General features: G+C 34.6%; 13 protein-coding genes. All 13 read right to left on the reverse strand.

Features of this window, described 5'->3' with window-relative positions; translation table 11 throughout:
• Positions 1–150: 150 nt before the first annotated feature.
• Positions 151–531 carry a DoxX family protein gene (locus JO950_RS19990; RefSeq protein WP_202704219.1) on the reverse strand — a complete coding sequence of 127 codons (381 nt, stop codon included), beginning with the start codon at positions 529–531 and terminating at the stop codon, positions 151–153.
• A gap of 211 nt (positions 532–742) precedes the next feature.
• Entirely contained in the window at positions 743–1,213 is a 471-nt protein-coding gene (locus JO950_RS19995) for an SRPBCC domain-containing protein (RefSeq protein ID WP_202704220.1), read from the reverse strand.
• Between the two features lie 7 nt (positions 1,214–1,220).
• Positions 1,221–1,544, reverse strand: coding sequence for a helix-turn-helix transcriptional regulator (locus JO950_RS20000; protein ID WP_017498276.1), 324 nt, complete (start codon positions 1,542–1,544; stop codon positions 1,221–1,223).
• A 147-nt stretch (positions 1,545–1,691) separates the two neighbouring features.
• On the reverse strand, positions 1,692–2,081 hold the full coding sequence (locus JO950_RS20005) for a hypothetical protein (protein ID WP_202704221.1): 390 nt from the start codon (positions 2,079–2,081) through the stop codon (positions 1,692–1,694).
• Between the two features lie 193 nt (positions 2,082–2,274).
• Positions 2,275–2,643, reverse strand: coding sequence for a hypothetical protein (locus JO950_RS20010; RefSeq protein WP_017498278.1), 369 nt, complete (start codon positions 2,641–2,643; stop codon positions 2,275–2,277).
• Between the two features lie 145 nt (positions 2,644–2,788).
• Positions 2,789–3,721 carry a transglutaminase gene (locus JO950_RS20015; protein ID WP_202704222.1) on the reverse strand — a complete coding sequence of 311 codons (933 nt, stop codon included), beginning with the start codon at positions 3,719–3,721 and terminating at the stop codon, positions 2,789–2,791.
• A gap of 18 nt (positions 3,722–3,739) precedes the next feature.
• Positions 3,740–4,591 carry a substrate-binding domain-containing protein gene (locus JO950_RS20020; protein ID WP_202704223.1) on the reverse strand — a complete coding sequence of 284 codons (852 nt, stop codon included), beginning with the start codon at positions 4,589–4,591 and terminating at the stop codon, positions 3,740–3,742.
• A 49-nt stretch (positions 4,592–4,640) separates the two neighbouring features.
• A complete protein-coding gene (locus JO950_RS20025) occupies positions 4,641–5,114 on the reverse strand; it encodes a DUF4265 domain-containing protein (RefSeq protein ID WP_202704224.1) in 474 nt (157 codons plus the stop codon).
• 30 nt (positions 5,115–5,144) lie between these two features.
• Positions 5,145–5,537: a VOC family protein gene (locus JO950_RS20030; protein ID WP_202704225.1), complete on the reverse strand. Its 393-nt coding sequence runs from the start codon at positions 5,535–5,537 to the stop codon at positions 5,145–5,147.
• A gap of 4 nt (positions 5,538–5,541) precedes the next feature.
• Positions 5,542–5,982 carry a DinB family protein gene (locus tag JO950_RS20035; RefSeq protein WP_202704226.1) on the reverse strand — a complete coding sequence of 147 codons (441 nt, stop codon included), beginning with the start codon at positions 5,980–5,982 and terminating at the stop codon, positions 5,542–5,544.
• Between the two features lie 36 nt (positions 5,983–6,018).
• Complete coding sequence (locus tag JO950_RS20040; RefSeq protein ID WP_202704227.1) at positions 6,019–6,888, reverse strand: nucleoside phosphorylase; 870 nt, start codon at positions 6,886–6,888, stop codon at positions 6,019–6,021.
• 210 nt (positions 6,889–7,098) lie between these two features.
• The gene (locus JO950_RS20045; protein ID WP_070908059.1) at positions 7,099–7,431 is read right to left on the reverse strand and encodes a translation initiation factor; all 333 of its coding nucleotides are present in this window, start codon (positions 7,429–7,431) and stop codon (positions 7,099–7,101) included.
• A gap of 115 nt (positions 7,432–7,546) precedes the next feature.
• Positions 7,547–8,497: an isopenicillin N synthase family oxygenase gene (locus tag JO950_RS20050; protein ID WP_017498286.1), complete on the reverse strand. Its 951-nt coding sequence runs from the start codon at positions 8,495–8,497 to the stop codon at positions 7,547–7,549.
• Positions 8,498–8,568: the final 71 nt, after the last annotated feature.

Consider the following 8,568-nt stretch of genomic DNA (forward strand, 5'->3'; position numbering starts at 1 on the left):
TACTCAAAAAAGGCAGGTAAAGAAGAAAAGTCTTTCTTTCACACAGTTTACTATGTGCTTTTTAACTAGTGAAATGCCTTTTTTAAGTTTACAAAGACTATGTTTCTATGTGTTAAAACAATTTTGATGTTTTTTACCGGAAGAAATAGACTAATTTGCTAAAACTGTCTTTCTTTCTAAAGGCCTGAACTGCCAGGATACAATAGTCAAAACAATTAGTAATACCGGACCGAATAGTTCTTTGGGGTGATCTCCAACCACTAAATGCGAAAAAACAGCACCCGTCATGGTAAAGAAAAAGCCTGCATATGCCCATTCTTTAAGTAATGGAAATTTAGGAATTAAGATAGCTACAGCTCCTAATAATTTCCAAATGCCGATCAGTGTTAAAAAATACACCGGAAACCCTAAATGCTGTATCATGCCTTCCTGTTCTTTTATTTTTAGCATTTGTACGATTCCTGTTGCTGTCATTCCTAACGCCAGCCATAATGTAGCAACCCAATAGATGATTTTGTCTCTTTTTTTCATGATTTTATAGTTTAGTTTAAGTTAGTTTAGTTTGTTTTAGTTGGGAATTATTTTAAACACATAGAAACATAGATTTAACAATCCCGAAAAAGGCATTTCACTTATTTTAAAGACGCAAAGACTGCCATGTGTTAGAAACATGTTTCTTTTTATATTCTTTTAGATACACAAAATCTATGTTTCTATGTGTTAAAGCATTGCACCTACGAGTTTAGTTTAATTTTTTGGCAGCGAATTCTTGTAATCTGTTGTGAGCCATATTGATCCCCTGAGCAAAAGGCAGTTTTAACATCTGATCTCTAAGTGCAGCAGATCTGTAAATAATATGCATTTTTAAGAGACTGGTTTCAGCTGTTACGGCTTCAAATTCAAGAAACTCAAGCTGAGGTGGAAATGGTGAGCCTTCCATTTCAAATGTTCTTGTGATTTTCTGCTCCGGAAAAAACTCGTGAATTACTCCGTTGGCTTTAAAAACCACATTCCCTTTAGGATCGGAAGTTTCAAATTGCCAGCCTCCGTACTTTTTGTTCTCCAGCTTTAGCACTTTGGTTCCCATCCATTGTTCGACAATTTCGGGCTCTGTATAAGCCGTGAACAATAATTTCAGAGGAAGATCAAACTCTCTTGTAATTAGTAAATCCTGTTGACCTTCTTCGGCAGTAATTTTCGTTTTTCGTTCCATAATTTGGTTATTCTTTCGGTTTATAGTTTTTCATGATACTTTCCAGTTTGTTAAAACGATCGTCCCACATTTGGCGGAACGGTTCTATAAAATCAGCAACTTCTTTCATTTTTCTGGCATTAGTTACGTAATAAATTTCCCTTCCATTTTGCGTTTGCTCCAGAAGTTCACATTCCGTTAATATTTGAATGTGTTTTGAAATTGTTTGTCTGGAAGAATTAAAATTTTCAGCAATAACTCCCGGAGTCATTGACTGGATAGCTACTAAGCTTAAGATTGCCCTTCGGGTAGGGTCGGCAATTGCCTGAAATACATCTCTACGAATTTCCATTATGCAGTTATTTGACAGCAAATATAATGCAGTTATTTGACTGCGCAAAATTTTTGACACATTTTTTTTAAAATATTTTATTGTAACAGTAAGATTGTCAATGTTTTTAAGGCTTTCCAGTGATGAAGCTACAGAGTAGATAAGAAGTTAACGGCTCGCAATTTTAAATTCCATTCGGGCAAGAAAGAGTATAATTGCGATTTCTGCGAGAAAATAGAATACCGCTAAATAAGTTAGGTGTGTATAAAGATAGAGCAACAGGCCTGCTGTGACACCACAGTATAACAGGTTGGCAAAAGCAATAATTTTGAGGCAACCTCGCCAGTTCTCATTTGCAAGCCAGTAACTCGCAAATGAAGAAGCCATAAGCAGGCAGGCTAAAACAGCAAGAAGATAGAGTGTTTTTTTAGGAACGCCGAAGTAGATTTCTAATTCAACCAGTACTACGCCCAACAAAAGGGTAGAAAATAAAGCTCCTAAGCCGTCGATCAGAAATATTTTTTTCGAATTTAAAATCATAGGTTCTGTTGGGGGCATTTGTTTTGGTTTATTAAAGTTAGGTCTAAAATTTTAAATTACAATAGTTTGACAAAAAAAAATCTAGTGAATAAAGGAATTCACTTTCAGAAGTGTTTTGTTATTTAAAAAGAGATTGGAGTAGAGATCCAAATAAAAAACCACTCTTTCCGGTTTATAAAAGAGTGGTTTTATTGTTTTAAGGTGCAAAACATTATATTTTTTTGAGGGTAACTTTCATTTCTTTACTGTCTAGTGTCAGTTGATCTTCTGTTATGATACTTTCACAAGGGTAAGGAGTACCGGTTTCATCCTTTATGACTAAATTTTTACCACCTTTTGTTAAAGCATAAGTACCATTGTTAATTTCTTGAGTAAGATATCCGGTAACATGTCCGTCTTCCGTAAAGGTAAGTGTGCCCTGTGTTAGAATTACATTTTTCATAGAATCTGAAATTGGTAATTTAGGCTCTACAGCAGTAATTTTCCAGGAGTTCACTAATTTATTTCGACCTTTATGACATGAAATCATTAATACAGCCAGTACTGCAATTGCGAAGATAAATAATTTAGATTTTTTCATGATTTTGTGGTTATATGTTAAACTACAGAAAATTACAAAATTTATTCTAATTAAAAATCTAAAAATCAAATATTTATAAAATTACTATCACACATGAAAAAACCTTAAATCTAAAGGGTTTTGTGTCTGAATAGCTTCAAAAAAACTAGTTTAAGGTGAGCTCTCCCAGAATTTCTTCGTACATAAAAGGCCCACCCGGATATTTGGCCGTATAGTCCAGGTTCATCCATACCTGCCCACGTTCGTCTATATGGTAGTGAATTTTTTTGCCATAACTTTCTTTTACAAAAAGCACATTTTTGATCAGGTAATTCACTTTTTCCAAGTCGATTGTTGACCCAATAAGTATTTCAGGGTAAATATGTCCTTTCGTATGAATCAATCGGGGAGTTCCGCCAATCGATCGAACTGCAGCGGCCATCAGTATAGAATGATCGTCGCAATCGCCTGAAAAGTATTCTAAAGATTCACTCGCAGTTGCAATATAATCCCCTTCTTTAGGATCATTAACATAATTCCAACGGCTGTTGATTTCTTTAAACACAGCAAAACACTGAATGATGGTTCTGTAATCTGAATAACCTTTAAGGCCTTTAAAATGCTTAGAAGTGGCCATAATGGCAAAGTTTCGAACCTTTGGATTCTGATACTCTATCGCATTGATGATTTTGGATTTATTAGGAAACGGAAGCAGTTTTGCTACAATAATATCCTGTGGGAATGGATTGTCAGACATGGTATAAATCATCGAATTGTAGTCTTCGGAGATTTCACTGAAGCCGTAATTTCCAATAACCGTTCCGTAGAACAATACTAATAAATATACCGCAATGCAGAGTATAATGATGGTTCTGAGCAACATCAGAAGAAAGAAAATTGCAGTAAAAACCAGTACAAAAATCAAAACACGATCTAAATTGAATGCCCATTGTAAATCGATCAGATTTTGATGTAATATGATAAAAATTGGAACCGTAATTAAAAGACTCAATAGCATAATAATAATCCTGTCCCAGGGTGATTTCACCTGTAATTTGGATTTTAATTGCGGAAAGTCAATTTTAGGAAATTTTATCATAAGATTCAAAAGCAGTTTTTACAGCGCTTTCACGGTTTCAACAAAAGTACTTTTTTTCTCAATAATTCCCAGATCAAATAATTGATTTTGAATTTTGATAAAAGCTTTCTCTGTCAATTGCTTCTGAGACCATTTGGTTAATTTTAACCACTCCTGGATGTCTTCTTGTTTTTGATTGAAAAGACTTGCCAGAGTTTTGTCAATATTTGGAATCTGAGCAAAATCCTGAGTTGTTCTATTGATTATCTCCAATATCTGCTCGACTATTTTAGGGTTCTTTTTCAAAAACTCGTCTCTGACGGCAATTACAAACGATGGCCATGGAGTAGGGCAGTCACCAACTCTTCTGAAAATACCTTGATCCACCAGTGGCTTGGTCATAAAACGCTCCCACATAAAATAATCGGCAGTTCCGTTAGTCAAAGCTTCAACAGCGCCGTCAATTGTATTTATGATTTCAAACTGTAAATTATCGGTTTTCCATCCTTGCTCATGTGCATTCACATAAGCCATTAATTGAGATCCTGAACCCAATCGTGAAATGGCTGCTTTTTTATCTTTAAGATCTTTCACGGTCTCAAAAGCTGATTTTGCAGCAACATGAATCCCCCAAATCAAAGGTGATTGTACGTAGATCTGAACAATTTTGCTTGGATTTCCTGCTGCAATATCTTTTAGAATACCTTCAGTCAGGATAACGGCTATGTCAGCTTCATCATTGCGCAGCATCTGACACATTTTGCCGGTTCCTTCCGGAATGTCTTCCCATTGTAAATCAATATTTTCGGCTTCAAATTCACCATTTTCAATGCACATTTGCCATGGTAAATTGAAGTGCTCAGGAACACCTACAATTTTTACAGTTTTCATTCTAAGTTTAGTTTAAGTTGGTTAAGAGTATTCTAAGTTTATTGGGACATTAATTTTTTAATAAATCAGTTCTGTGTTTGTCTGATAAACAAGGTTCGGCAAATTCAATTACAGCATTTGCTTCGTATTCTGATAATAAGTTTTTTACAATCGAATAATCAGTATTTTTCGCAATTTCGACTGCAAGAAAGGTTTCGTTTAATGCTTCTGATAAACAATTGATTGCTTTTAATTTTTCGCGTATGATTTCTTTATCAAATTCTTTTTCAAGAATAAGAACCTGTACGATTGAGTTTCCTGAATGTTCTATAGTTTCTTTGTGAATAAAACACTTTTCATTTTCACAATATTCTGCCCTGAAGATATCATCAGTAGCAATTAAAGGACCAAAAAAGGGAATATTATCCAATTTAAAAAGACCTTTCTCAGAATCTAAAATTTCTGCCCACATGGTTTCCGACACTATTTCTTCCAGGTAAGTGCTGTAGTATTTGAACAGGATTTTTTTATGCGTTTCTGCCATTATTTCATTTTATATTTATTGCAACCTCTATTAATTAATCTCATCGATTACTGCTTTCAAAGGCGATATTACAATGCGATAACCGTCAGGATCTAAGAACATCTTTCCGTTCTCATTCCAGAAAGGATTGGTTGCAGTTAAGATGGAGGTATTGTTGCGTTCAATCCTGTCTATCAATTCATTGTAATCCATAATTGACTTTGGATAAAGCACAATTACATCATCTTCATCAAACGTATGATTTGCTTTTACTTTTGATTGTGTAAATTCGAAATGCCAGTCGGACTGTGGCATCCCAAGAAAAACACCGTCGTAATCTTTATGTTTCTCAAAGCTGCCCAAAAGTTCAAAACCAAGGACATTGATATAAAAATTAGCTATTTTTTCAATATTATCGGTATGTCGGGCAACTCTTAAAAACATAATTTTAGGATCTTATTTGATTAATATGATGTTCTAAATGTTCTACATAATCAGTCATTAGAAACTTTAGATCAATTACAGATGCATCGCTTAAAATGATCTCATAATTCAAAGCTTTTTCATCCACATTCTTCATGATCCTTACAATTTGACGGTTTATGGAGAGCCATAGCTGTGTAAGATCATTAATGTCCATGGTTTGATACTGATTTAAATTTACCAGATCCATTTGACTGTAAGGTCTGTGATAATACGGTTTTTCCAGATAATTAATTTCTGTAAAACGAACCAGATTATGAATCCCTGAATCAACCAAATGCCCGATAACTTCTTTTTTTGACCATTTCCCGGGTTTTTTAGCTTCCAGAATTTCACTTTTCAGAGAAGGGAAATAGGTCGAATTATCCTTCAGTAATTTTTCAAACTTTAAAATAGCATTTTCCATGAATAATCTAATTTCCGAATGGATTATAGTATTGAATTAATTTCCTGCCAGCTTATCAAGGGTATACGCAATAAGTGCGTCAACCGCTTTATAAGGATCCTCGCTAAAAGTTCCTGAAGCACGATTGGCGATAATTGCATTTAAAGAAAGTGCATTATGTCCTAAAAGTGCAGAAAGCCCGTATATCGCTGCAGTTTCCATTTCTAAATTGGTAATTCTTTGTTCGTCAAAACTAAAATTATCCATTTTATTGTTTAATTCCTGATCCTGAATGTCCAAGCGTAAAACACGTCCTTGTGGTCCGTAAAAACCTCCGGCTGTAGCAGTAATTCCTTTGAACATTTGATCCGATTCGATAATTTTTTCCAGCTTTTCAGAACATGCAATGGCATAAGGCTTTCCTTTTTTAGCATCCCAGTTCGTATGTTTGATGAAAGCTTCTTCAATATCAGCATTCGAAACTTCATCAATTAAGTAGGAGCGAAGCATGTTATCAAGTCCCAATCCGTATTTAGACATTACAAAACTGTCTACCGGAATATCGGTTTGTAAAGAACCTGAAGTTCCAATTCGTATAATATTCAAAGAAGTCAGGTTTTCTTTTGGCTGGCGTGTTTCAAAATCGATGTTTACCAAAGCATCAAGTTCGTTTATCACGATATCAATATTGTCAGGACCAATTCCTGTTGACATTACCGATATTCTTTTTCCTTTATAGATTCCGGTTTGAGTTTTAAATTCTCTTTTTTGTGTAGAATATTCAATAGAATCAAAAAACTGAGTGATTTTTTCCACTCTGTTTTGATCTCCTACGAAAATAATATCGTGCGCAATATGTTCAGGACGAAGGTTTAAATGGTAAACACTCCCGTCCGGATTAAGTATTAATTCTGAATTTTGTATCATTTTTTTTAAGGTTCTAAGTTTTTTTAAAGGTACTAAGGCACTAAGGTTCTGAGGTTCTAAGCTTTTTTTGAAAATTCTAAATTCTAAATTTTTCTAGACAAAGCTTTGCGAACTTTGCGTTTTTATTCAAGGGTTACTATTGTAAATTCTTTGCGGACGTTGCGGTTAGATTATTTAAATCTAAAATCTGCAATCTAAAATCAAGAATCATCACCCGCCAACTCTTTTAGTTTTAAATCCTTTAGCTTTAAGGATTTCCATAATTTTATCCCGATAATCTCCCTGAATAATTATAGAGGCGTCTTTAAAAGTTCCGCCAACACTAAGTTTGGTTTTGATTTCTTTAGCCAATACTTTGAAATCTTCGTCTGATCCTTCGTAGCCTTCGATTATGGTGGTGGCTTTTCCTTTCCGTTTTTCGAATTTGCAAATCATAGGCTCCTTTTGGATATAAAGAACATGATCCTGTTCCTGAATTTCTTCAGGTTCATTGGATTCGACATGATCCGGAAACAAATTTTTTAATTGATCTTGTAAGTCCATAATTTTTATGCTAAAAAATAAATGCTAATTAAAGATAGTATGTAAAAAACAAATTCCAAATCCCAATGATGAGTTTGGGATTTGGAATTTTTAAATTTTGGAATCTAATTTAGGTTTATTTCTTGATTAAACCTAAATCTACCAAGCGTTCGTATAAATAATCTCCAGCTGTAATATCTTCGAATTTCTTAGGATTCTCTGCATCAATACAGTTTTCCAAACAATCCAGCTTCATATCGCTTACCGGATGCATAAAAAACGGAATAGAATAACGAGAGGTTCCCCATAATTCTCTTGGTGGGTTAACTACCTGGTGAATAGTTGATTTTAACTTGTTGTTTGTATGTCTTGACAACATATCTCCAACATTAATTACCAGCTGATCGTCTTCAGCAATAGCATCAATCCATTCGCCATCGTGATTCTGGACCTGTAATCCTTTACCCTGAGCACCCATTAATAAGGTAATCAAATTGATATCACCATGAGCAGCCGCGCGAATTGCGTTTTCCGGCTCAGTAGTAATAGGCGGGTAGTGGATTGGTCTTAAAATAGAGTTTCCGTCTTTCGCATATTGATCGAAATAAAACTCATCCAGTCCTAAATGTAAAGCTAAAGCTCTTAACACATAAACACCTGTTTTCTCAAGCATTTGATACGCTTCTTTACCTACAACATTAAAACGAGGTAATTCTGTAACATTTACATTTTCAGGATACTCTGCTGCATATTTAGAAGAAGCATCCACGTACTGGCCAAAATGCCAGAATTCTTTTAAATCTCCCTCTTTGCGTCCTTTAGCATGTTCTTTTCCAAAAGATACATAACCTCTTTGTCCGCCAATACCGGGAATTTCATAATTATGCTTAGTTTCTACTGGCAAAGCGAAAAATTTTCTAATTTCGCTATATAGCTCGTCTACCAACTGGTCGTCTAAAAAGTGACCTTTTAGGGCTACGAAGCCAATGTTTTCAAATGCACTGCCGATTTCATTTACAAATTTTTGTTTACGTTTCGGGTCGTCCGAAAGGAAATCACGTAAGTCTACACTAGGAATGTTTTGCATACTTTACATTTTTATTTAAAGATAAAAGGCGTTGTAAAACCTTTCAGTAACAAAGGTAGAGAATATTTTAG

This window comes from Flavobacterium sp. UGB4466 (assembly GCF_903469665.1).
In the GTDB taxonomy this organism is placed as follows: domain Bacteria; phylum Bacteroidota; class Bacteroidia; order Flavobacteriales; family Flavobacteriaceae; genus Flavobacterium; species Flavobacterium lipolyticum.